Source organism: Aeromonas sp. s7(2024) (assembly GCF_040907825.1).
Classification (GTDB): Bacteria; Pseudomonadota; Gammaproteobacteria; order Enterobacterales; family Aeromonadaceae; genus Aeromonas; species Aeromonas veronii.
In genome coordinates this window covers 83,866-105,718 of the sequence record NZ_JBFOCM010000038.1, presented here as the reverse complement: position 1 = coordinate 105,718, position 21,853 = coordinate 83,866, and the positions used below count along the sequence as shown (strand labels likewise).

Genomic DNA, 21,853 nt, shown 5'->3' with positions numbered 1-21,853 from the left:
AGTGTGACGGGAGCAATAAATGTAAAAACGGGAGGCTTGGCCTCCCGTTTCTTATGGGGTGTTTACGATGTCGTGCCTCAGAGCCCGAACAGCGGGCGCAGGCGGATGCCGATGAGGCTGCCAGTGAGGGCCATCAGCATCCAGACCCAGCCGTGCAGGCTGCCAGAGGCGGTGCCATCGAAGAAGCCGCCGAGGTTGCAGGCGGCGTACATGGCGCCCATCCCCATCAACAGGCCGCCGATGATGGAGGCCAGACTGTTGCCGATCCGCATCGGGGCGAAGTTGCCGCCACCGCTCAGGCTGCGCGCCAGCATGGCCCCCAGAATACCGAGCCAGAACATGCCGACCATGGGGTTGATAAAGAGCGGCTGGGCCAGTTTCGGGTTCCCCTCGAACAGGCCGAACAGGGAGGCTCCGCGCAGCGCCATGTCATAGACGGCGCCGGTGATGGTCCAGGCCGAGCCGTGCAGAGCGACCACGGACGAGTTGAGCAGGGCGATGATGATGCCGCCGGTCAGCACGGTGAAGCGGCCATCGCGCCAGAACAGGTTGCCGCCGCTGAAGAGGGGCTTGAGTTCGCCGGTGCGCTTGAGTTCGCTGTTGCGAAACAGCAGGAACAGTGCGGCGACCAGCGCCAGATTGAGCAGCATGCCGCTCCAGATATTGCCGGTCAGATCCCGGGCCAATACCACATGGCTGGAGAAGGTAGCCTCCAGTTCGGGGCGGAACTGGTTGCTGATGAGGGTGCCGATGCCGTAGCAGATCAGCACCAGCCAGAAGCGGGGTTGTCCCTCGCCGCAGCAATAAAGAGTGCCGGTGGCACAGACGCCTGCCAGCTGCATGCCGATGCCGAACAGGAAGGCACCGACGATGAAAGGAATGCCGATAGCCATCACGTTACCCACCATGGCATCGCCAAACAGGGCGTGACTAAAGGAGAGGAAGGTGGTGAACAGCAGAATTTCGATGGCAATGGTGAGCAGGTGAACCCGCACATAGTAGCTGTTGCGCTTGGTCAGCATTTCGCGCCAACCGAATACGATGCCGAAGCGGCTGAAGGAGAGAGTGAAGCCGAAGCCGAATCCGATCAGGGCCATCAGAGCCCATTTCATACCAAAGGTGTTGCCAAGCCAGAGTAACGCTCCCCCCGCGATTGCCACGATGGGGAGCGACCATTTTCGATTCATGTCTGTTGATCCTTGCAGTTGGTTTTCAGAGGGGCGGATCCTATTCCCTCGTGGAGTCCAATGCTACCCATTTAGTCAATGCAGAGAAAAAGGGGGCGCTGACTCCCGTCAGCGCCGGGGATCAATGGCGGGTGGTGTCGAGATGGAAGTGGTGAGTCTGCCTGGTCAGGATGCGGGCGTGCTGGGCGACCATGGTCGCCTCTTCGGCGGCGTGGCTGGCGCTCTGATTGACTTCGGCCGCCAACCGCGACATCTCGCCGACCTGATGGTGGATCCCTTGTATCAGCCGGGTCTCATCGCTCATCAACTGATCGACCTGAGCGATGCGCTGGTTGATCTCCTCGCAGCTCTGTGCGATCCGGGCGACGCTCTGGCGCGCTGTCATCGTGTGAGTGACCGCCTGTTCGACCCGGGCCAGCTCGGTATCCATCTCGCTGGCGGCGCGCAGGCTGACATCCTGGATCTTGCCGATGATGGTGTTGATCTCGGTGGTGGCGCTGCCGGTGCGGGTCGCCAGCGAGCGTACTTCATCGGCCACCACGGCAAAACCGCGTCCCTGTTCGCCTGCCCGCGCCGCTTCAATGGCGGCGTTCAGCGCCAGCAGATTGGTCTGCTCCGCAATATCGTGAATGGCGCCCGCCAGCCCGGCAATCTGCTGCGAGAGGCCAGCCAGATCCGAAATGGTCTGGGAGACCTGCTTCACTCCCGTGACTTGCTCCCCGATCACCTGTTCCACGGTGTGGATGGCGATCGTCGCCTCTTGTGCCCGCTCTGCTGACTGCAGGGTTTGCTCCCCCACTTGGTGTAGCTGGCTACCCGCCTGTTCAATGGAGTGGGTGAGCTGTTCGATGGCCTGTTCGATATGGTGGGCCGCCCCGACCTGTGCCTGACTGTCATCGGTGTGCCGTTGTGCCATGGCGGTCAGGCTGGTGGCGCGATCATCCAGCGTACTGGCGCTGCGTTGCAGCGACTCCACTAGGGTTGCCAGCTGGTCACGCATGGCCCCGATCTGGCGGATCAGCTCGCCGATGGCATCAAGCCCTGGCTCCGGCATGGGGCGGTTCAACTCCCCTTCGGCGATGGCGGCGGTCGCCTTGCCAGCGGCCAGCAGCCGCTGTTGGGTGGGGCGTCCCAGCCAGAAGATGAGCCCGGCCCCCAGTAGTGCAGCGCACAACAGCAGGCCGTAGCAGAGTCGGGTGGTGTTGGCGAGATGGGCCATCTGCTCGGCGGCATACTCGTTACCGCGGATGACGGTGGCGTCCACCCCTAGCCGGTGGGCGTTATAGAGGGTGTGCAGGCGCGCCGCAATCGCGCCCGCCTGCGCCAGATCCCCAGCCTTGATGGCGGGGACAAACTTGTCGTTGAGCAACTGCCAGAACAGCTCCCCCTGCACTTTTTGCTCCCCCAGCAGCAGCTCCCTGAGGGGCTCGTTCAGGCTGCTCTCTTGCCAGAAGCGGTTACGGCTCTCGAACTCTTGCTGCAGTCGGGCGAGGGTTTGCAGCAGGTGCTCCCGCTCCTCCGGTTTGGCATGGAGCAGGGTGTAGACCTGCAACTGGGATTCGATGAGGTAGAGAGGCGGCGGCAGAATATCGGCTACCACATCCTTCCCCTGTCCCATCTGATCGGCTGCGCTCCGGACCGAATAAAGCCCGAAAAAGCTGATGGAGATCAGCGTGATAATGACCATGATCCCCAGAACCTGACCAAAAAGCAGAGATCTGTCGTGAATGTGCTTGAGCATGTTGCCTCCATTCGGCTCCGTTCATGGATAGCATAGCTCTCTGGCGGGATAGTGAGACTCGGGTGTGGTCTGTTGATAGCGAGTCGGCTCTGGAGAAGGGGACGTCACAGTCTGAAAACCGCTGGTGGCACGAAAAAGAACCCCGGCTGATGAGCCGGGGTCGCTGGTGGTGAGGCGGTGTCAGGTCCGGCTTGGCGCGGCTTTGCCGCTGCGCAGCCCATCCAGACTGAACAGTACCAGCGCGCTCCAGATGCAGGCGAAGGTGAGCAGTTTGTCCATCGCCAGCGCTTCCCCATAGAGGGTGACTGCGAGGATAAACATCAGGCTGGGGCCTATGTACTGGAAAAAGCCCAGGGTGGAGAGCTTGAGCCTGGTTGCGGCGGCGGTGAAGCAAAGCAGGGGGGCCGTGGTGACGGCGCCTGCGGCGATCAGCAGCAGGTTGAGGTGCCAGTCGTTCTGGGTGAGATGGCTGGTGGGGCTGTCGGCAAAGCCCCACAGATAGATGGCCGCTGGCGGCAGCATGATCATGGTTTCGATCAGCAGACCGGTGAGGGCATCGAGGGCCAGTTTTTTGCGCACCAGCCCATAGATGGCAAAACTCGACGCCAGCACCAGCGCAATCCAGGGCAAGGAGCCAAAGGCGATAAGCTGGATCGCCACCCCGGCAAAGGCCAGCGCCACGGCCCACCACTGCAGGCGGCGTAGCTTCTCGCTCAGAAACACCATCCCCAGCAGCACGTTGAACAGCGGGTTGATGTAGTAGCCGAGGCTGGCATCCAGCATATGGCCGTTGTTGATGGCCCAGATGAACAGCAACCAGTTGCCGCCGACGGTGACCGAGGTAAACGCCAGGGTGAGCAACACTTTTGGCTGGCGCAGCACCGCCTGCACCTTGTGCCACTGGCGCCCTGCCAGGGTCAGTACCATCAGCAGCACGCAGGACCAGATCATCCGGTGGGTCAGGATCTCAGCGGCCGGAACGGCAGAGATGGTCTTGAAATAGATGGGGGCTATGCCCCAAAGGGTATAGGCGCACAGGGCGTAGATGACGCCCTGACGCTGGATCTGTTGCGGCATGCGGATGACCTTTACTGAAGCGTTGGATGCGGGAAAACATCGCAAAAAATCAGTGTAGCGATCCTTTTGCGGGGAAAGAAGCGAATAAACGAAGTTTGAGGGATAGGAGGAGTGTGACTGGCCGGTCAGCCTTTACCGCGGCGGATCTTGTCGACGTCCATCAACAGCCACAACATCAGGGCGATGGCGGAGATCCAGGGGCCCCAGGTCACGTAGGCCTCGCCGTGCCCCAGCACGAAGAACAGCAGGGGCAAACCGATCACCAGAAAAAGTACGCTTCCCAGAAAAAATAGCATTTTTGTCTTTATATTTAACATGTTGGCTTTTTTATCATTATAAGGATTGAGCCCGGTGATGGAAGGCCAAAAATGCAAAAGGGGGATTTCTCCCCCTTTTTGATCCGATAGTGCTGCTTTGTCGTGTTATTCCAGCTGAATCCAGGTGCTTTTCAGCTCGGTGTACTTCTCCAGCGCATGAAGTGACTTGTCGCGACCGTTACCGGATTGTTTGAAGCCGCCAAATGGCATGGTCATGTCACCGCCGTCCCAGTTGTTGACGAACACGGTGCCAGCGCGCAGGGCGCGGGAGCCTTTCACCGCCTTGTTGAGATCCGCAGTCCAGATCGCCGCGGCCAGGCCGTAGTCGGTGTCATTGCCCAGCGCAATGGCCTCTTCCAGCGTATCGAAGCCGGTCACCGCCAGCACAGGGCCGAAGATTTCCTCGCGGAAGATGCGCATCTGCGGGGTCACGTCGTCGAAAATAGTGGGTTCGATATAGAAGCCGCCACTCTCCATATTGGTGCGGTTGCCGCCCAGCAGCAGTTTGGCCCCCTCCTGCTTGCCAATCTCGATATAGCGCAGCACCTGCTCCATCTGGATGTGATCCACCATGGCGCCGATGCGGGTCGCAGGGTCGAGCGGGTTGGCCGAGATCCACTCGCGGGCATGGGCCAGCAGTCGCTCCATGAACTGCGGCTTGATGCTGTTTTGCACCAGCAGCCGGGAGGCTGCGGTACACACCTCGCCCTGGTTATAGAAGATGGCGCCAGCGGCGCTCTTGGCCGCGGCGTCCAGATCCGGTGCATCCGCCAGTATGATGTTGGGGCTCTTGCCGCCGCACTCCATAAAGGCGCGCTTGAGGTTGGACTTGCCAGAGCACTCCACCAGATGTTTACCGATCTTGGTGGAGCCGGTGAAAGTGATGCAATCCACGTCCATGTGCATGGCCAGCGCCTCGCCCACGGTGTGGCCAAAGCCCGGCAGCACGTTGAACACGCCGTCCGGAATACCCGCCTCCTTGGCCAGACCGGCGATACGCAGGGCGGTCAGAGGGGATTTTTCGGAAGGCTTGAGAATGACCGAGTTGCCGGTAGCGAGCGCCGGGCCCAGCTTCCAGCAGGCCATCACCAGCGGGAAGTTCCATGGCACGATGGCGGCAACCACCCCGAGCGCTTCGCGGGTCACCAGCGCCAATGCTGACTCCTCCACCGGGGCGACCTGATCGTAGATCTTGTCGATCGCTTCGGCGTTCCAGGCGATGCAGTTGGCGGCAGCGGGGGCGTCATAGCCCATGGCGTCGCCGATGGGTTTACCCATATCCAGCGATTCCAGCAGCGCCAGCTCAACCTTGTTAAGGCGCATCAGCTCGGCGAAACGCTGCATGACCTGCTTGCGCTGTTTCGGCGGCAGGCCGCTCCAGCGCTTGTCGTTGAAGGCGTCACGGGCAGCCTGTACCGCCAGTTCGGCATCGGCGGCATCGCAGGCAGCCACCTTGGTCAGCAGCTTGCCGTTGGCCGGGTTGATGCAATCGAAGGTGGCGCCATTGACGGCATCCCGATAGCTGCCGTTGATAAAGGCTTGCGAGGGCAGGGTCAGATGGGCGGCCTTGTGTTGCCACTGGGCCAGGGTCAGGTCACTCATGTTCACTCCTTGAACCGGCAAAAGTCAGTTTCCGCGTATCAATATGCTAAACATCCAGCCGCTTGTAAATCCATCTTGTAACAATTCATTAAACATTGCTCCCCTGCCGATGTGCGTCTGAATGTCAGAAACTGGCGGGGGTGTTGGCCGAGATCAGCACGCACTCCTGTTCGCCACTATTGCGAAAACGGTGGGGGGTGCGGCTGTCGAAGTAGTAGCCATCCCCTGCGCCCAGCAGGTAGATCTGCTCGCCCACGGTCACTTCAACTTCGCCCTTGATGACGATGCCGCACTCTTCACCCTCGTGGCTCAGCATGTCGTCGCCGGTGTCGGCGCCCGGTGGCAGCACCTCCTGCAACATGCCGATGGCGCGGTTGGCTCGGCTGTGCCCGACCAGCCGGTAGCTGATGGGATGCGTGCCGAGATCCGGCATATCGGCGGCGCGGAAGATCACTTCGGTGCCCATTTCAGTCTCTTCGGTGAAGAAGCTGGCCAGCGACATGGGGATGCCTTCCAGCACCTTGCGCAGGGAGGCGACAGAGGGGCTAACCTGATTTTTCTCGATCTGGGAGATAAATCCGTTGGTCACACCGGAGCGCTTGGCCAGCTCGCGCTGGGAGAGGGCTGCCTTGGTGCGAACCGCCTTGAGGCGGTGACCGATATCCATCTATAGACACTCCTTGACTGTTTACTATTATTAAAATTGTGTTAAATATCTTATACCACCCTGCTGATGCGTCTAGCTAGGGGTGGCACCAGACAGGGCGATAACGGGCCCTTTTTTATGGATTCAGGTGTTTAATTTAATAGGCATTGGCCGACAGTTGCTAAACACCTTAAGGATGAGGTGACCATGAAACCGATCAGCGACATCAATACGCCCTCCGACATGTCCGCGTTCTGGATGCCGTTCACCGCCAACCAGCAGTTCAAGGCGGCGCCGCGCATCCTGAAGTCGGCAGAGGGGATGTATTATCACTCAGAGGATGGCCGCAAGATACTGGATGGCACAGCCGGACTCTGGTGTTGCAACGCGGGCCATGGTCGGCGCGAGATTGCCGAGGCGGTCTCCCAGCAGATTTCCCACCTCGATTTCGCTCCCACATTCCAGATGGGCCACCCCCTGCCGTTTGAGCTGGCCAACAAGCTGGTGGAGATCGCCCCCAAGGGGTTTGGCCACGTTTTCTATACCAACTCGGGTTCCGAGTCGGTCGATACCGCGCTGAAAATCGCGCTGGCTTGGCAGCGGGCTCGAGGTCAGGGCACTCGCACCCGGCTGATTGGCCGCGAGCGTGGCTATCACGGGGTCGGCTTTGGCGGCATCTCGGTGGGGGGGATTCCCGGCAACCGCAAGTGGTTCGGCTCCCTGCTGACCGGGGTTGATCATCTGCCGCATACCCTCAATATCGCCAAAAATGCCTTCACCAAAGGGCTGCCCGAGGAGGATGTGGCGCTGGCCGACGAGCTGGAGAAGATCGTCTTCCTGCACGATGCCAGCAATATCGCGGCGGTGATCGTCGAGCCCATCGCCGGCAGTACCGGCGTGCTGATGCCGCCCAAAGGCTACCTCAAACGGCTGCGGGAGATCTGCACCAAGCACGGCATCCTGCTGATTTTTGACGAGGTGATCACCGGTTTCGGTCGCCTCGGCTCCCCCTTCGCCGCTCAGGAGTTCGATGTCATCCCCGACATGATCACCTGCGCCAAGGGGCTCACCAACGGCGCTATCCCCATGGGGGCGGTGCTGGTGCAGAAGCACATTTATGACGACATGATGGCGGCAGGCAAGGGGGCCATCGAGCTGTTCCACGGCTACACCTACTCCGGCCATCCGGTGGCTGCTGCTGCGGGTCTGGCGACCCTCGAGATCTATCGCAACGAGAACCTGCTCAGCCGCGCCGCCGATCTTGCTGGCTACTGGGAGGAGGCGGCCCATTCGCTGAAGGGCTGCAAGCATGTGAAGGATGTGCGCAACTACGGACTGGTGGCCGGTATCGAGCTGGAATCCATGCCGGATGCGCCGGGCAAACGCGCCTATGAGGTGTTTGTTCGCTGCTTCGAGAAGGGGGCGCTGATCCGGGTGACCGGCGACATCATCGCCTTGTCGCCACCCCTCATCATCGAGCGCAGCCAGATCGACGATCTCTTCACCCTACTGCAGGATGCCCTGCAGGCCCAACTCTAACCCATTTGGTGGCCCTGCTCTGGCGGGGCCTTGCGTTGCCTCGTTTTGACGAGCGCTGCGCCACCACGACATCAGTCATCACGGAGGATACATGACATACAGGGTCAGCAACTTCATCAACGGCCAACCGCAGGAGAGTCGCAGCGAGCGCCAGGGGGCCATCTTCAATCCCGCTTGTGGCAAGCAGCAGGGGAGCGTGGGGCTTTCCAGCGCCGCCGAGTGTCAGGAGGCGATCGCCATCGCCGAGCGCGCCTTTGTCGACTGGTCACAAACCCCGCCGCTGGTGCGGGCCCGGGTCTTTTTCCGCTTCAAGGAGTTGATGGAGCAGCACAGGGACGAGCTGGCCCAGCTCATCAGTCGCGAGCACGGCAAGGTCTTCTCCGATGCGCAGGGTGAGCTGACCCGCGGGCTGGAGGTGGTGGAGTTTGCCTGCGGCATTCCTCATCTGCTCAAGGGGGAGCACTCCCTCAACGTCGGTCGCGGGGTGGACAGCTACTCCATGATGCAGCCGGTGGGGGTTTGCGCCGGTATCACCCCGTTCAACTTCCCGGCCATGGTGCCGCTCTGGATGTTCCCGGTCGCTATCGCCTGCGGCAATACCTTTATTCTCAAACCCTCCGAGAAGGATCCCTCCCTCTCGCTGCGGATGGCCGAGCTGCTCAAGGAGGCTGGTCTGCCGGACGGCGTGCTCAACGTGGTGAACGGTGACAAGGAGGTGGTGGATGTGCTGCTGACCGACCCGCGAGTGGGGGCCGTGTCGTTTGTCGGTTCCACCCCCATTGCCCAGTACATCTATGCCACCGCGTCGGCCCACGGCAAACGGGTGCAGGCGTTGGGCGGCGCCAAGAACCACATGGTGGTGATGCCGGATGCGGACCTCGATCAGGCGGTCTCCGCCCTGATGGGGGCCGCTTATGGGGCCGCGGGTGAGCGCTGCATGGCTATTTCGGTGGCCGTGGTGGTGGGTGACGAGACCGCCGATGCGCTGGCGGCCAAGCTGACGCCGCTGGTGGAAAAACTGCGGGTGGGTCCGGGGCTGGGCCAGAGCCCGGAGAACGAAATGGGGCCGCTCATCAGCAAGGAGCATCTGGCCAAGGTGCGCGGCTACGTGGATCAGGGGGTGGCCGAAGGGGCCGCGCTGCGGGTCGATGGTCGCACGCTGAGCCACGACGAGGGTTACTTCATCGGTGGCTGCCTGTTTGACGAGGTGACCCCCGAGATGCGCATCTACCGCGAGGAGATCTTCGGCCCTGTGCTCTCCATCGTGCGGGTGCCGGATTACGAGACGGCACTGCGCCTCATCAACGAGCACGAGTACGGCAACGGTACCGCCATCTTTACCTGTGACGGCGACACCGCACGGGACTTCACGGCGCGGGTGCAGGTCGGTATGGTAGGGGTGAACGTCCCCATTCCGGTGCCGATGGCGTTTCACAGCTTTGGTGGCTGGAAGCGATCCATCTTCGGGCCGCTCAACATGCACGGGCCGGATGGAGTACGCTTCTATACCCGGATGAAGACGGTGACGGCGCGCTGGCCCCAGAGCCTGCGCAGTGGTGCCGAGTTCTCCATGCCAACCATGAAGTGATGAGCCCAGGGCTCACCACCATGATTTGATTCTCTTGCCCCCGCAGATCGCTGGTCTGCGGGGGCACTTCTGTAAAGGAGCAACAGATGCGATTGGGAATTCTCGATTGTGACCGGCTGGATCCCGATCTGGCGGATCGTTTTGGCCCCGTCTACTCCGAGATGTTTATCAGGGGGTTTCAGCCGCTGGCACCCGAGCTGGAGTTTCGGGTCTGGTCAGCCATCGATGGCGAGTTGCCGGAGGATCTGCATGAGTGCGATGCCTGGCTCATCACAGGTTCGCGCCACGATGCCTACAGCGATATCCCCTGGATCCAGGCACTGCGCGGCTGGATCCGCCGTGCCCACGATGCTGACGTCAAGCTGGCCGGGATCTGTTTCGGCCATCAGGTGATCGCCCAGGCGCTGGGGGGCGAAGTGGTGAAATCCACCAAGGGGTGGGGGCTGGGGGTGTCGGTTCACCCCATGCTGGAAGATGCCCCCTGGATGGCGCCGGCGCGAGATCATATCCGCATTCTGGCGAGCCATCAGGATCAGGTGGCGCTGCTCCCCCCCGGAGCAACCCGGCTGGCGGGCAACGATTTTTGTCCCAACTTCATGTTCTTGCAGGGGGACAACATAGTGGCCATTCAGGGGCACCCCGAGTTCTCGGTGGAGTACAACCGGGCGCTGATCGAACGGCGTCGTGGCCTGCTGCCCGACGAGCGTTACCAGAGCAGCCTCTCCTCGCTGGAGGGGGAGGTGGATTCGACCACCATGATGCAGTGGTTGCTGCAGTTTTTGGGGATCCTGCCGCTGCGGGCTGGCGCGGCCTGAGCCCGGTTTGTCAGCGACCCCCTTCGGGTGCTAGATTTTGTAGCAAAATGAAGGATCAAGCGCTGCGATGTCGGGATCGGATGATACACTGGCCGCCCTTTGTGGCGGCCTGTTTGTCTGGCGTGATCGCCGCACCAGCTTGAGAGGGTGAAGCCTTGAAACTACAGCAATTGAAGTACTTGATCGCGATCCGGGACCACAACCTCAACGTCTCGGTGGCGTCCGATGCGCTCTATACCAGCCAGCCCGGGGTCAGCAAGCAGATCGGCCTGCTGGAGAGCGAGCTGGGAGTGCGGATCTTCGAGCGCCGTGGCAAGCATCTGCATCGCATCACCCCGGTGGGCGAGGAGATCATCAAGTGTGCCGAGGCGATGCTCAACATCGAGAGCAAGATCAAGGCGATCTCCCGCGAGTATCTGGATCCGACCGTGGGCACTCTCAACATCCACACTACTCACACCATTGCCCGCTATCTGCTGCCCAAATCGGTTACCTACTTCACCAAGAAGTACCCCAAGATCTCGTTCCACCTCCATCCGGTGATGTCGGCGAGCAAGGAGCAGATCAGCAAGGGTTACTCCGATTTCTCCATCGTTGCCCACGAGATTGGCTTCGACAAGGAGCTGATAGCGCTGCCCGCCTACCTCTGGACCCTCTCGCTGGTGGTGCCGCAGGATCACCCGCTGGCCAAGGTGAAGAAGCCGACGCTGGAGCAGCTCTGCCACTACCCCATCCTCAGTTACGAGAGCGGTGCCACCGGTCGGCAGGTGCAGGACGAGGTGTTTCAGGCGGCGGGGCTGACCCCGAGCTACTACATGACGGTAATGGATGCCGGAGTGATCAAGCGTTATGTGGAGCTGGGTTTTGGCATCGGCATCATCTCCTCGCTGGTGGCCAACGACACCGACAGCCCCGGGCTGGTCTCCATCAATCTGGAGCACCTGTTCAAGCCCTGCCCGGCCCAGATCTGCTTCAGCAAGAGCATCCTGCTGCAGAACTACATGTATGACTTCATCAGCTCCTTCTCGCCTCACCTCACCAAGGAGGTGATCCAGAGCGTGATGCAGCAGCCGACCCAGGCGCGCATCGACGAGCTGCTGGCCGGGGTGGAGCTGCCCATCTATTGATCCCGATCGGATTCCCGATCGCTGCCGGTTGTCTCTTCTGTCAGGCTGGGCTCTACTCGGGGTTCAGCCTGTCTCTTTTGGGCTATCTCCATCGTCCGAGGTCTCTATGTCCCGCATTCTGCTGCTTGCCAATCTCAACTGTGATCATGTGCTCTCCCTCTCCGAACCGCTGGTGGCGGGGGCTCGGCTGCAATATGTGGATCAGGGGCGCAGGCTGGGGGGCGGCGCCGCCAATACCGGCATCGGGCTGGTGTGGGCAGGTCACGAGGTGACCATCGCCTCGCGCATCGGGTTGGACGAGACCGGCGACTGGCTGCTGGAGCAGGCGGCCGGTTACGGGCTGGATTGCAGCCATGTGGAGCGCTTTGGCGGCGAGACCGGCGAGCTGCTGATTCTGGTGGACTCCACCGGCGAGCGCACCATACTGCGCCGCCCACGACGCCCCGATCTGCCCGGCGATCTGCCGCTGGAGGGGATCGACTGCCTCTACGTGAACTATCCCGGTACCTCCATCATCAGCTACATGCGCCAGATGCTCGGCAAGAGCTTCGTGGTGGCCCAGTATCCCAAGGGTGGCCAAGCGCGCCGTCCCTGCCACGTGCTGGTGGCTTCCCGCTCAGATCTCGGCGAGGTCAGCGACCCCTGGCAACATGCCCGTCAGCTGGCGGGGGAGCAGCTCGAATGGCTGGTGTTGACCGAAGGCAAGGCGGGCGCGGTGGCCATCCATGGTGAGGAGCAGATCAGGGTCGCCGCCCGGCCGGTTTCGGTGGTTGATACCACGGGGGCGGGGGATGCTTTCGCTGGCGGATTGATCCACGGGCTGGCGCGAGGCATGGCGATCAAGGATGCGTTGCAGTGCGCGGTTGACTGGGGTGCGTTTGCCGTCGCCTCCGAGAGTTCCATCCCCTCGGTCGCGCTGAAAAACTGGCTGAAACAGCCCCACTGACACCCCGTTCATTCACTGTTCGAAGCGGGATTTCCCCTCTTGTCTGTTGGGTGCGGCGGTGAGGAATTTCGGGAAATTTAGCCGCCAGAATGGAGGCAAACGCCGGGCTAACCCGGCAAGTTTGCGATCAATCAAAGAAAGTGTCGATTTATGTGCATCTTCATCGACACCCGGTTGTGCTGCTCTTAACCTTGTCACTCCGCAACTCAGATTAAGAGACAGGCCCCCTCTGGTGGACAGAGGCAAATCGGTTGTCTCCTGCCTCTTAGCTCAATGTTGTCGTCCTGATTCCTGGCTTGTAGTAAGAGGCAAGTGCGACCATGCAACTGACACGATTTACCGACTACGCCCTGCGTACCCTGACCTTCCTGGCGGTGCAGCCGGGCGATCGCCTGTCGACCATTACCGAAGTGGCCGATACCTTCGGCATCTCTCGCAACCACGTGGTCAAGATAGTGCACCAGCTCGGCATCAAGGGGTACATCGAGACGGTACGCGGCAAGCACGGTGGCATCCGCCTCGGTCGCTCTGCAGTCTCCATCAACCTGCGGGATGTGGTGATGGACATGGAGCATGTGCTCTGTCCGGTCGATTGCAAGCGCGAGAACTGCCGTCTCTCCGGTGGTTGCCGCATTCAGGGCATTCTGCGCCGCGCCATGAACGCCTTTCTCGAAGTGCTGGGCGAGTACACCCTGGCTGATGCGGTGCGCGATCCCAACCGTCTCTGCCACCTGCTGGGTATCGAGCAAGAGACTATTGTGACCATGGCCTGACGGGGCGCGGGATAACGAACAAGATGTGAAAGGGGCCTGATGGCCCCTTTTGCTTTTGTACGCAGGTGGTTTTTAACGACTGCCTGGCTGGCGGATCAGGGTAATGGCGCCGTGCAGGCAGGCGAGGCCACAGGCACCGCAGCCATTGCAGGCATCCATATTGACGTTGATGCCATCGGCCGTGGCCTTGATCGCCTGTTGCGGGCAGGCATCTTCACAGAGCAGGCAGTAGAAGCCCTGCCGTGCCTGACAACTCTCTTCAATCTGCACCCGGGTCTGCACCTGCCGACCCAGTTGCAGGTCGAGGGCGCCGGTGGGACAGGCTCTGGCGCAGCTGCCGCAGTAGCTGCACTGGCCGCAGGCGAGATCGAGCACCGGCGTGCCAGCGATGGGGCTCCCTTCGTACTCCTCCTGGGTGGCCGGTTTGAGCAGACCGCGCGGGCAGGCCTTGAAACATTCGCCACAGCGGGTGCAGAGGGAGAGGTACTGGGACTCCTCGATGGCCCACGGCGGGCGCGCTTCATGGCAAACCACGGCGGGCTTGCGGGAAGCTTGCCAACCTTGTGTCAGCCAACGGAGGAAATAGTGAGTCATGCTCGCCCCTGATACCTATTAGGGGTTAATTTTATCGAAGTTTCGGGAAGCAGGCCAGAGAATAGCGGCCGTCAGGATCGCAAGCGCAGTTGCCCTTGTGTAAGCTAGGCGGGTCTTATTACGTGGTTGAATGAAAACATATGTGGCTATTTCTCTGGCGTGCGTCCCTGCTCTATGTCTTTCCCCTGCTGATGTGGGCCTACTGCCGCATCAAGGATATCGAGTTCGCCGAGCTTGATACCGGCGTCAACACCCACAAGTGGGTGGTGCTCGCCGCCTACCTCATCTACGTGGTGATCTGGATTCTGGTTAACCGCTATCTCGAGCTGTTTCTGCGTCAGCGGAGCCGCAAATGATCGACCCCGGGCTTTGGGGGATCTTGCTGCCCGCCGCCGTGCTGGCCCTCGGGCTTGGCTGGCTGATCGGGCGGCGTACCGCCACGGCGCAGGCTCAGGAGCTGATGCTGGCGCAGGAGCGTTATCAGGCGCTTCAGGATCGCTTCGACGAGTTGCAGGATGAGCGGATGCAGGGCCAGCAGAAGCTGGATCAGCAGCAGACCCTGCTCATCAAGCTCACCGCCCGCCTCAAGGAGGCGGAAGCGACCCTGCGCAGCGAACGGCTGGCCGCTGCAGAGAAGCTGCAACTGCAACAGGAGGCGGAGCAGCGCCTCAGCCAGCAGTTCGAGAATCTCGCCAACCGGATCTTCGAGCAAAACTCCGGCAACTTCCGCGAATTGAACCAGAACAGCCTCGATCTGCTGCTCACTCCACTCAAAGAGCAGCTCGAGGGCTTTCGCCGTCAGGTGGGCGAGACCCACGCGCAGGAGACGGCCCAACGCCACAGCCTCAAGTTCGAGCTGGAGCGCCTCGCCGAGCTCAATGCCCGCATGACCGAAGAGGCTGCGGCGCTGACCCGCGCCCTCAAGGGCGACAGCAAGCAGCAGGGCAACTGGGGTGAAGTGGTGTTGGCGCGGATTCTCAGCGAATGCGGCCTACGCGAGGGCCACGAGTACCACACCCAGGTCAATATCGAGGTGGAGAAGGGCAAGCGCTACCAGCCCGATGTCATCGTCCACCTGCCGCAGGAGAAGGACATCATCATCGACGCCAAGGTGTCGCTGACCGCCTACGAATGCTGGTTCAACGCCGATGACGAGCTGGAGAAGGCGGTGGCGCTGAAAGAGCACGTCGCCTCGGTGCGTAACCATATCCGCGAGCTGGGCCACAAGGATTACCAGCAGTTGCCCGGAGTGCGCACCCTCGACTATGTGCTGATGTTCGTGGCGGTAGAGCCCGCCTTCCTTACCGCGATGGAGGCCGATCCCTCGCTGGTACGTTACGGTCTCGACCACAACATCCTGCTGGTGAGCCCCACCAACCTGATGGTAGCGCTGCGCACCATCGAGAACCTGTGGCGCTACGAGCGGCAGAACCAGAATGCCCGCCAGATCGCCGAGCGGGCCGGTCGTCTCTACGAAAAGCTGCGGCTGTTTGTCGAGGAGATGCAGCAGATGGGCGGCAGCCTGCACAAGGCGCAGGAGAGCTACGACAAGGCGATGGGGCGGCTGGTCAACGGCCGTGGCAACCTGATTGCGCAGGTCGAGCGTTTCCGTGAGCTGGGGGTGGAGGTAACAAAGAGCCTACCCGAGCCGCTAGTTGAGCGCGCGCTGGAACGCGACGAGGAGCAGGAGTAGTTTTCCCCTGTACCGCCATCAGCCAAGGCCCAAACCCTGTTTGGGCCTTTTGCTATCTGCCTGCTTGCCCAGTGCTTACCCATCATCTGAAATCCGCAAAGCAAACGGCCCACCGAAGTGGGCCGTTGTTATTTGCAGTGCCGGTGTGGATCAGCGGCTGGCGGCACGGGCGCTCAGTTCGGCTTTCTCGCTATCGCTCAGGAAGGCTAGGGTCAGGCCGTTCTGCTGGGCAGTACGGATCTCGCTCGTCGTCATACCAGCGGCCGGGGCAGCCACCTCATATTCGTGCGGCAGGTCGATGCCCTCTACTGCCGGGTCGTCGGTGTTGAGGCAGGCCAGTACACCGGCAGCCAGGAACTGGCGGATCGGGTGCTCGGTCAGGCTCGCCACCGTATTGGTCTGGATGTTGGAGGTGAGGCAGGATTCGATGCCGATGCGGTGTTCGGCCAGATAGGCCATCAGGGCCGGATCCTGAATCGCTTTGACGCCGTGGCCGATACGCTCGGCGCCCAGCTCGCGAATGGCCTGCCACATGCTCTCGGGGCCAGCGGCTTCACCGGCGTGTACGGTGACGCGCATACCTGCATCGCGCACCTTGCGGAAGTGGTCGACAAAGAGTTCGCCCGGGAAGCCCAGCTCGTCACCGGCCAGATCGATGGCGACCAGCTTGTCGCGGTGAGCCAAGCAGGCGGCCAGCTCCTGATTGCACTGCTCGGTGCCGAAGGTGCGGCTCATGATGCCGATCAGGTTGGTCTTGATACCGAAATCGCGGCTGCCAGCGGCCACGCCGTCGATGATGGCTTCCACCACGCCCTGCGGGTGCAGCTTGTGGGCCATTGCCATATAGGCCGGGCTGAAGCGCAGCTCGGCATAGTCGATACCGGCGCGCAGCAGATCTTCCACGTTCTCGTAGGCGACCCGGCGGCAGGCGTCATAGTCAGCCAGCACGGCCACACCCCAGTCCAGTTTCTTCAGGAAGGCAACCAGACTCGGCTCGTTTTCGACGATCTGTACGTGGGGGCGCAGCGCCTCCAGCTCAAAGGCGGGCAGCTGGATATTGTGTTGGCGACCCAGCTCGAGGATGGTTTGCGGGCGGATGTTGCCGTCCAGATGGCGGTGCAGGTCGGTCAGGGGGAGAGATCTGTCAATCATGGGGGCGCCCTCGTCGAGTCAGGTTTGAAAGCCTGCCATTCTAGGCGGGGCTTTCAAAAAAGATACCCCGTTTATGGTTAAACGGGGTTCTGGCGGGCGGTGATTTGTCAGGGCGTGATGGGAATCGTTTTTCCCCGGGACTCAGGAGAGATCGAGTTCCTTCAGCTTGCGGGTGAGGGTGTTGCGACCCCAACCGAGCAGGCGGGCGGCCTCCTGCTTGTGGCCATGGGTGTGTTCCAGCGCCGTCTCCAGCATGATCCGCTCGAACTGGGGCATGGCATCGGCCAGGATGTCTGTCTCTCCCAGCGCCAGCTTGCTGGCCACCCACTCCTGCAACTGTTGCTGCCAGCAACCGGGCAACGCCGGTTGGCCCGGTTCGGCGTTGTGGGTGATGGGGGTGAGCAGCTCGGCAGGCAGATCGCCCACCAGAACCTCCTGCCCCGAGGCCATCACGGTAAGCCAGCGGCAGACGTTCTCCAGCTGGCGCACGTTGCCCGGCCAGGGTAGGCGGCTGATATAGGCCTGGGTATCCGGGTGCAGGCTCTTGGCCTCGACGTTCAGCTCTTTGGCTGCGCGCAGCAGGAAGTGACGGGCCAGCTGGGGGATATCCTCACGGCGCTCCCTGAGAGCGGGGATGTGGATTCGGATGACGTTGAGGCGGTGGAACAGGTCTTCCCGAAACTCGCCATCGGCGACCCGCTTCTCCAGATTCTGGTGGGTGGCTGCGATGATCCGTACATCCACCTGCACCGGTTGGTGGCCGCCGACTCGATAGAACTGGCCATCGGCCAAGACACGCAGCAGCCGGGTTTGCACATCCAGCGGCATGTCGCCGATCTCGTCGAGAAACAGGGTGCCGCCGTCGGCCTGCTCGAAGCGGCCGTGGCGGATGTTGTTGGCGCCGGTGAAAGCCCCCTTCTCGTGACCGAACAGCTCGGATTCGATGAGATCTTTCGGGATAGCCGCCATGTTGAGGGCGATAAAGTTCTTGTGGGCGCGCGGGCTGTGCTTGTGCAGGGCGTGGGCGACCAGCTCCTTGCCGGTACCGCTCTGGCCGTTGATCAGTACCGAGATGCTGGAGCGAGACAGGCGGCCGATGGCACGGAACACCTCCTGCATCGCTGGTGCTTCACCGATGATCTCGGGAGTGGCGGTGGTCTCTTGCTGACGAGACTTGCGCTTGGTGCGCTGCTCCTTGAGGTGATTCTCGGCGCGGCGCACCAGGGTCACCGCTTCGTCGATGTCGAACGGTTTGGGCAGGTACTCGAAGGCGCCGCGCTGGTAGGCGTTGACCGCGCTGTCGAGATCCGAGTGGGCGGTCATGATGATGATGGGCAGATCGGCCTGACGGCGGTGGATCTGCTCCAACAGGCTCAGGCCGTCGATACCGGGCATCCGGATATCGGAGAGGATGACATCGGGCGAGCGCAGTTCAAGGGCGTGCAGCAGGGCTTCGCCATCGGCAAAGCTCTCGCAGTTGAAGCCTTCGCTGCCGAGAGTGCGCTCCAGCACCCAGCGGATAGAACTGTCGTCATCGACGATCCACACTTTGGCGGTCATGGGGTTCCCTTACTTGCGAAGCGGTAGAAAAATGGTGAATTCGGTGTGACCCGGCCAGCTGATGCAGTCAATCCGCCCTTTGTGCTGGTCGATCAGGTTCTGGGCGATGGAGAGGCCGAGCCCGGTTCCCCCCTCCTTGCCGGTGATCATGGGGTAGAACAGGGTGTCGCGAATGGCATCGGGAATGCCGGGGCCGTTGTCGATGATCTTGATCTCCGCCGCCAGCCGGTAGCGTTGGCCATGGATGGTGATCTGGAAGGCGGTGCGGGTCTTGATGCGGATAAGTCCGGTCTGATCGCCCAGCGCTTCGGCGGCGTTGCGCACTATGTTGAGAAACGCCTGCTGCAGCTGATCCGGCTCCATCTCGAATTCGGGGATGCTGGGATCGTAATCCCGTTCGATGCGAACCGAGGGAGGGAGTTCGAGCTCCACCAGTCGGCGTACCTGCTCCAGCACAGAATGGACATTGTGCATCTGGTGGCGGCCGGGACGTTGGGGGCCTAGCAGGCGATCGACCAGTATCCGCAGCCGGTCGGCCTGTTCGATGATGATGCCGGTATATTCGCGCAGGGCCGGATCCGGCAGCTCTTTTTGCAGCAGCTGCGCCGCGCCGCGCAGGCCGCCGAGGGGATTCTTGATTTCGTGGGCCAGCCCGCGCACCAGCTCCTTGGCCGCCAGCTGCTGGGCATGTTGCTGCTGTTCCTGACTGATCTTCTTCTGCTGGTCGATCTTGCGCAGCTCCACCACCAGCAGACGTTGTTCGTGGTCGGCCATCGGGGTGGCGCTCAGCTCCACCAGTCGCGGTTCTCCCTCTACCACCAGAGTCACTTCGCTATCGGTAAAGCCTTGCCCTGACACGAGGCACTGCTTGAGCCGCTGCAAATCGAGGGAGATATGTTCCAGCAGATGGGGCAGTTCGATGCCGATCAGCCGGCGTTCACTGAGAGAGAGCAGCTGTTCAGCCGCCGGGTTGACGAACTGGATGCAGAGCCGCTCATCCATCAGGATCACGGCGGTCAGCAAATTATCCAAGAGTGTTTTGGCGTTGTCCGAGCGGGTTGGCACAGGTTTCTCCCTAAAACGGTGCTACACACCTGTTATGCACCGATATGGTGCATAGAGTTTACCCGCATCGATGCGCTATATCACCCCTAGTCGGCTTTGGGGGTGGGTTTGGGAGCCGGCGTCACGCTCGCTCTATGCAGGTAAAAGGTGACTGCACTGGATTTAGCAAGGATCGTACCGTCTTTGGCGAGCAGCTCGAGCTGAGCCTCGTGGGCGCCGCGATCGACGTTTTCGACGCGGACAGAGAGGCTGTTGCTGACGATGGGGGCGGCTTTGCCATCCAGGGTCAGGCGCACATCATACTGGGTCGGAGGTTTGGGGCTGATGGTGCCCTGAAAGACGATGTTGCCTGTGTTGTCGCGTAGGGTGCTGCCTTGTTCCGGGGAGAGCAGTTCGATGGTCAGCTTGGCCGCCTCTTTCTCTTTCTTGGCATCGGCGCCGGTCAGGCTGTTGAAGTTATCCACCTGCACCGATCTGGGCGCGCTGCTGCCCAGCAGCGGGGCGACCCGCAGATCGACCTCTTTGGCGTTTTTGCCGGGTGGTGGCGCATCCGAGTAGTGGGTGATGCCATTGCCATCGACCCAGGAGTAGACCTTGGCCGCATCCGCAGCGAACGAGGTCAGCAACAGGAGGCTGAGCACCCCTATGCCATGCTTGTTGTTCATCCATCTCTCCTTGACGGTATTTTGCTTAATCCTATCAGAGAAAAAACCCGCCAGATGGCGGGTTTTGTCACGATTAAGCAAGCTGACCTGATTTAAACGGCCAGTCTGCTGAGACTTAGACGGAGTAGTACAGTTCGAACTCCAGCGGGTGCGGGGTCATGCGCACACGGTCAACATCCTGCTGTTTCAGTTCCAGATAGGAGTTGATGAAGTCATCGCTGAACACGCCGCCGCGGGTCAGGAACTCGCGGTCAGCATCCAGAGCAGCCAGGGCTTCGTCCAGAGAACCGGCAACGGTCGGCACTTCTGCGGCTTCTTCCGGCGGCAGGTCATACAAGTTCTTGTCCATGGCATCGCCCGGATGGATCTTGTTGATGATACCGTCCAGACCGGCCATCAGCTGGGCTGCGAAGGCCAGGTACGGGTTGGCAGCCGGATCCGGGAAGCGCACTTCGATACGACGGGCTTTCGGGCTCGGTACCACCGGGATACGGATGGAGGCAGAGCGGTTGCGGGCAGAGTAGGCCAGCATGACCGGTGCTTCATAACCCGGAACCAGACGCTTGTAGGAGTTGGTGGTCGGGTTGGCGAAGGCGTTGATGGCCTTGGCGTGCTTGATGATACCGCCGATGTAGTGCAGAGCCATCTCGGACAGTCCGCCGTACAGGTCACCAGCGAACAGGTTGACGCCGTTCTTGGCCAGAGACTGGTGGCAGTGCATGCCGGAGCCGTTGTCACCGAACATGGGTTTCGGCATGAAGGTAACGGTCTTGTTGTAGGCGTGGGCCACGTTGTGGATCACGTACTTCAGTACCTGTACTTCGTCAGCTTTCAGCGTAAGAGTGTTGAAGCGGGTAGCGATCTCGTTCTGACCGGCAGTGGCCACTTCGTGGTGGTGAGCTTCAACGACCTGGCCCATCTCTTCCAGCACCAGACACATGGCGGCACGGATATCCTGGGAGGAGTCGACCGGTGCAACCGGGAAGTAACCGCCTTTCACGAACGGACGGTGACCCTTGTTGCCATGCTCATAGGCAGTGCCGGAGTTCCATGCGGCTTCTTCAGATTCGATTTTCACGAAGCTGTGGCCCATGGTGTTGGAGAAGGTGATGTTGTCGAACATGAAGAATTCCGGCTCCGGCCCGAACAGCACGGTGTCAGCGATGCCGCTGGACTTCAGGAAATCTTCTGCACGTTTGGCGATGGAGCGCGGATCGCGGTCATAGCCCTGCATGGTGGCAGGCTCCAGTACGTCACAAACGATGTTCAGGGTGGTCTCTTCGGTGAACGGGTCCAGCTTGGCGGAGGCTGCGTCCGGCATCAGTACCATGTCGGATTCGTTGATGCCCTTCCAGCCGCCGATGGAGGAACCATCGAACATCTTGCCGTCTTCGAAGAAATCTTCATCAACCTGGTGAGCAGGGATGGATACATGCTGCTCTTTACCCTTGGTGTCGGTAAAGCGCAGATCAACAAACTTGACTTCGTGTTCCTGGATCAGGGCCAAAACGTTCTGGGCTGACATGCTAAGTAACCTCCGGTGTTAAAACTCTCTGGGTGAATGCGTCGTCGTATTCACATAAGCCAGTATCGTGCCAAGTTTGTGACAGCTTGATTTCAGGGCAATCGTGCTGAAGAGGCTCCCCAAAATCAGGCGATCTCGACTCGCGTTGCATCAATTTAGTGCGATGGTGGATCGTTTTGGTGCACTGTAATGGTGCGCGAAATACGGTCACCGCCCATCTAAGCAGGGTTTGTCAGAGAGG

Annotated in this window: 20 protein-coding genes; 8 read left to right on the top strand and 12 right to left on the bottom strand. The window is 61.1% G+C overall.

The window, feature by feature from the left end:
• Positions 1 to 77: 77 nt before the first annotated feature.
• From AB5Y73_RS18430 to AB5Y73_RS18405, 6 genes are all read right to left on the bottom strand, one after another.
• Positions 78 to 1,187 (bottom strand): YeeE/YedE thiosulfate transporter family protein, encoded by a 1,110-nt coding sequence (locus tag AB5Y73_RS18430; RefSeq protein WP_181294880.1) that lies wholly within the window; start codon positions 1,185 to 1,187, stop codon positions 78 to 80.
• Positions 1,188 to 1,308: 121 nt separating this feature from the next.
• Positions 1,309 to 2,928, bottom strand: coding sequence for a methyl-accepting chemotaxis protein (locus AB5Y73_RS18425; protein WP_107683198.1), 1,620 nt, complete (start codon positions 2,926 to 2,928; stop codon positions 1,309 to 1,311).
• Between the two features lie 180 nt (positions 2,929 to 3,108).
• Positions 3,109 to 4,005, bottom strand: a complete 897-nt coding sequence (gene rarD, locus AB5Y73_RS18420) for an EamA family transporter RarD (RefSeq protein WP_005356175.1) — start codon at positions 4,003 to 4,005, stop codon at positions 3,109 to 3,111.
• A gap of 125 nt (positions 4,006 to 4,130) precedes the next feature.
• Positions 4,131 to 4,301, bottom strand: coding sequence for a hypothetical protein (locus AB5Y73_RS18415; RefSeq protein ID WP_005341999.1), 171 nt, complete (start codon positions 4,299 to 4,301; stop codon positions 4,131 to 4,133).
• 126 nt (positions 4,302 to 4,427) lie between these two features.
• Positions 4,428 to 5,924 (bottom strand): aldehyde dehydrogenase, encoded by a 1,497-nt coding sequence (locus AB5Y73_RS18410; RefSeq protein WP_047439034.1) that lies wholly within the window; start codon positions 5,922 to 5,924, stop codon positions 4,428 to 4,430.
• A 124-nt stretch (positions 5,925 to 6,048) separates the two neighbouring features.
• Positions 6,049 to 6,591 (bottom strand): cupin domain-containing protein, encoded by a 543-nt coding sequence (locus AB5Y73_RS18405; protein ID WP_005339643.1) that lies wholly within the window; start codon positions 6,589 to 6,591, stop codon positions 6,049 to 6,051.
• 186 nt (positions 6,592 to 6,777) lie between these two features.
• Between AB5Y73_RS18405 and AB5Y73_RS18400 the strand changes: the two genes are divergently transcribed.
• From AB5Y73_RS18400 to AB5Y73_RS18375, 6 genes are all read left to right on the top strand, one after another.
• Positions 6,778 to 8,109 carry an aspartate aminotransferase family protein gene (locus tag AB5Y73_RS18400; protein ID WP_124242137.1) on the top strand — a complete coding sequence of 444 codons (1,332 nt, stop codon included), beginning with the start codon at positions 6,778 to 6,780 and terminating at the stop codon, positions 8,107 to 8,109.
• A gap of 91 nt (positions 8,110 to 8,200) precedes the next feature.
• Positions 8,201 to 9,697 carry a CoA-acylating methylmalonate-semialdehyde dehydrogenase gene (locus AB5Y73_RS18395; protein ID WP_181497670.1) on the top strand — a complete coding sequence of 499 codons (1,497 nt, stop codon included), beginning with the start codon at positions 8,201 to 8,203 and terminating at the stop codon, positions 9,695 to 9,697.
• Between the two features lie 86 nt (positions 9,698 to 9,783).
• Positions 9,784 to 10,512, top strand: a complete 729-nt coding sequence (locus tag AB5Y73_RS18390) for a glutamine amidotransferase (protein ID WP_041209488.1) — start codon at positions 9,784 to 9,786, stop codon at positions 10,510 to 10,512.
• A 155-nt stretch (positions 10,513 to 10,667) separates the two neighbouring features.
• The gene (locus tag AB5Y73_RS18385; protein ID WP_033114758.1) at positions 10,668 to 11,639 is read left to right on the top strand and encodes a LysR substrate-binding domain-containing protein; all 972 of its coding nucleotides are present in this window, start codon (positions 10,668 to 10,670) and stop codon (positions 11,637 to 11,639) included.
• Between the two features lie 106 nt (positions 11,640 to 11,745).
• Entirely contained in the window at positions 11,746 to 12,585 is an 840-nt protein-coding gene (locus tag AB5Y73_RS18380) for a PfkB family carbohydrate kinase (protein ID WP_104016273.1), read from the top strand.
• Positions 12,586 to 12,905: 320 nt separating this feature from the next.
• Complete coding sequence (locus tag AB5Y73_RS18375; RefSeq protein ID WP_005339654.1) at positions 12,906 to 13,358, top strand: Rrf2 family transcriptional regulator; 453 nt, start codon at positions 12,906 to 12,908, stop codon at positions 13,356 to 13,358.
• Between the two features lie 72 nt (positions 13,359 to 13,430).
• On the opposite strand, the gene AB5Y73_RS18370 is transcribed toward AB5Y73_RS18375, so the two are convergent.
• A complete protein-coding gene (locus AB5Y73_RS18370; RefSeq protein WP_005339657.1) occupies positions 13,431 to 13,952 on the bottom strand; it encodes a ferredoxin-type protein NapF in 522 nt (173 codons plus the stop codon).
• A gap of 140 nt (positions 13,953 to 14,092) precedes the next feature.
• On the opposite strand from AB5Y73_RS18370, the gene AB5Y73_RS18365 reads away from it, so the two are divergent.
• Together AB5Y73_RS18365 and rmuC are read left to right on the top strand one after the other, a co-directional pair.
• Positions 14,093 to 14,308 (top strand): hypothetical protein, encoded by a 216-nt coding sequence (locus AB5Y73_RS18365; protein ID WP_021231493.1) that lies wholly within the window; start codon positions 14,093 to 14,095, stop codon positions 14,306 to 14,308.
• Positions 14,305 to 15,645, top strand: coding sequence for a DNA recombination protein RmuC (gene rmuC / locus AB5Y73_RS18360; protein WP_368148322.1), 1,341 nt, complete (start codon positions 14,305 to 14,307; stop codon positions 15,643 to 15,645). The genes AB5Y73_RS18365 and rmuC overlap by 4 nt, the downstream gene beginning before the upstream one ends.
• 150 nt (positions 15,646 to 15,795) lie before the next feature.
• Here the strand turns inward: rmuC and add are convergent, their stop codons facing one another.
• The 5 genes from add to glnA all read right to left on the bottom strand — a co-directional run bounded on the left by add (position 15,796) and on the right by glnA (position 21,612).
• Entirely contained in the window at positions 15,796 to 16,797 is a 1,002-nt protein-coding gene (gene add, locus AB5Y73_RS18355) for an adenosine deaminase (protein WP_107683202.1), read from the bottom strand.
• A gap of 141 nt (positions 16,798 to 16,938) precedes the next feature.
• On the bottom strand, positions 16,939 to 18,357 hold the full coding sequence (glnG, locus tag AB5Y73_RS18350; protein ID WP_107683203.1) for a nitrogen regulation protein NR(I): 1,419 nt from the start codon (positions 18,355 to 18,357) through the stop codon (positions 16,939 to 16,941).
• Between the two features lie 9 nt (positions 18,358 to 18,366).
• Entirely contained in the window at positions 18,367 to 19,422 is a 1,056-nt protein-coding gene (gene glnL / locus AB5Y73_RS18345) for a nitrogen regulation protein NR(II) (protein WP_107683204.1), read from the bottom strand.
• 86 nt (positions 19,423 to 19,508) lie between these two features.
• Entirely contained in the window at positions 19,509 to 20,087 is a 579-nt protein-coding gene (locus tag AB5Y73_RS18340) for a DUF4124 domain-containing protein (protein WP_021231489.1), read from the bottom strand.
• A gap of 115 nt (positions 20,088 to 20,202) precedes the next feature.
• Complete coding sequence (glnA, locus tag AB5Y73_RS18335; protein WP_005339672.1) at positions 20,203 to 21,612, bottom strand: glutamate--ammonia ligase; 1,410 nt, start codon at positions 21,610 to 21,612, stop codon at positions 20,203 to 20,205.
• Positions 21,613 to 21,853 lie beyond the last annotated feature (241 nt).

What these genes read in the sequence shown, in the direction of transcription:
- AB5Y73_RS18430 (WP_181294880.1), bottom strand. Translation starts at nt 1,187, where the DNA reads ATGAATCGAAAATGGTCGCTCCCCATCGTGGCAATCGCGGGGGGAGCG.
- AB5Y73_RS18425 (WP_107683198.1), bottom strand. Translation starts at nt 2,928, where the DNA reads ATGCTCAAGCACATTCACGACAGATCTCTGCTTTTTGGTCAGGTTCTG.
- rarD (WP_005356175.1), bottom strand. Translation starts at nt 4,005, where the DNA reads ATGCCGCAACAGATCCAGCGTCAGGGCGTCATCTACGCCCTGTGCGCC.
- AB5Y73_RS18415 (WP_005341999.1), bottom strand. Translation starts at nt 4,301, where the DNA reads ATGCTATTTTTTCTGGGAAGCGTACTTTTTCTGGTGATCGGTTTGCCC.
- AB5Y73_RS18410 (WP_047439034.1), bottom strand. Translation starts at nt 5,924, where the DNA reads ATGAGTGACCTGACCCTGGCCCAGTGGCAACACAAGGCCGCCCATCTG.
- AB5Y73_RS18405 (WP_005339643.1), bottom strand. Translation starts at nt 6,591, where the DNA reads ATGGATATCGGTCACCGCCTCAAGGCGGTTCGCACCAAGGCAGCCCTC.
- AB5Y73_RS18400 (WP_124242137.1), top strand. Translation starts at nt 6,778, where the DNA reads ATGAAACCGATCAGCGACATCAATACGCCCTCCGACATGTCCGCGTTC.
- AB5Y73_RS18395 (WP_181497670.1), top strand. Translation starts at nt 8,201, where the DNA reads ATGACATACAGGGTCAGCAACTTCATCAACGGCCAACCGCAGGAGAGT.
- AB5Y73_RS18390 (WP_041209488.1), top strand. Translation starts at nt 9,784, where the DNA reads ATGCGATTGGGAATTCTCGATTGTGACCGGCTGGATCCCGATCTGGCG.
- AB5Y73_RS18380 (WP_104016273.1), top strand. Translation starts at nt 11,746, where the DNA reads ATGTCCCGCATTCTGCTGCTTGCCAATCTCAACTGTGATCATGTGCTC.
- AB5Y73_RS18375 (WP_005339654.1), top strand. Translation starts at nt 12,906, where the DNA reads ATGCAACTGACACGATTTACCGACTACGCCCTGCGTACCCTGACCTTC.
- AB5Y73_RS18370 (WP_005339657.1), bottom strand. Translation starts at nt 13,952, where the DNA reads ATGACTCACTATTTCCTCCGTTGGCTGACACAAGGTTGGCAAGCTTCC.
- AB5Y73_RS18365 (WP_021231493.1), top strand. Translation starts at nt 14,093, where the DNA reads ATGTGGCTATTTCTCTGGCGTGCGTCCCTGCTCTATGTCTTTCCCCTG.
- rmuC (WP_368148322.1), top strand. Translation starts at nt 14,305, where the DNA reads ATGATCGACCCCGGGCTTTGGGGGATCTTGCTGCCCGCCGCCGTGCTG.
- add (WP_107683202.1), bottom strand. Translation starts at nt 16,797, where the DNA reads ATGATTGACAGATCTCTCCCCCTGACCGACCTGCACCGCCATCTGGAC.
- glnG (WP_107683203.1), bottom strand. Translation starts at nt 18,357, where the DNA reads ATGACCGCCAAAGTGTGGATCGTCGATGACGACAGTTCTATCCGCTGG.
- AB5Y73_RS18340 (WP_021231489.1), bottom strand. Translation starts at nt 20,087, where the DNA reads ATGAACAACAAGCATGGCATAGGGGTGCTCAGCCTCCTGTTGCTGACC.
- glnA (WP_005339672.1), bottom strand. Translation starts at nt 21,612, where the DNA reads ATGTCAGCCCAGAACGTTTTGGCCCTGATCCAGGAACACGAAGTCAAG.